Source organism: Paenibacillus radicis (ex Gao et al. 2016), assembly GCF_014641555.1.
Taxonomy (GTDB): Bacteria; Bacillota; Bacilli; order Paenibacillales; family Paenibacillaceae; genus Pristimantibacillus; species Pristimantibacillus radicis.
In genome coordinates this window covers 1,279-1,631 of sequence record NZ_BMHY01000031.1, presented here as the reverse complement: position 1 = coordinate 1,631, position 353 = coordinate 1,279, and the positions used below count along the sequence as shown (strand labels likewise).

The 353-nt window shown below is 45.6% G+C and carries 1 rRNA gene (running past one end of the window); it reads left to right on the top strand.

The window, feature by feature from the left end:
* Positions 1–164 precede the first annotated feature (164 nt).
* A 16S ribosomal RNA gene (locus IEX98_RS28925) occupies positions 165–353 on the top strand; its annotated part runs 1,278 nt beyond the window's last position; the annotation flags it as partial.

Below are 353 nucleotides of genomic sequence, written 5' to 3'. Positions count from 1 at the left end.
ATTCGTTGTCACAAAAGAAATTGTTCTTTGAAAACTGAACAACGAGCAAAACTGCCCTTATGAATGGTTCGCCATTCGTAAGAAAAGCGATAAAACAAAGTAATGAGCAATTCAACTTTCTCGACTTTCAATCAACCGATTTACTCGGTCGCTTGAAAGCTCGTATAATGGAGAGTTTGATCCTGGCTCAGGACGAACGCTGGCGGCGTGCCTAATACATGCAAGTCGAGCGGACTTGATGGAGTGCTTGCACTCCTGATGGTTAGCGGCGGACGGGTGAGTAACACGTGGGTAACCTGCCCATAAGACTGGGATAACATTCGGAAACGAATGCTAATACCGGATACGCGATT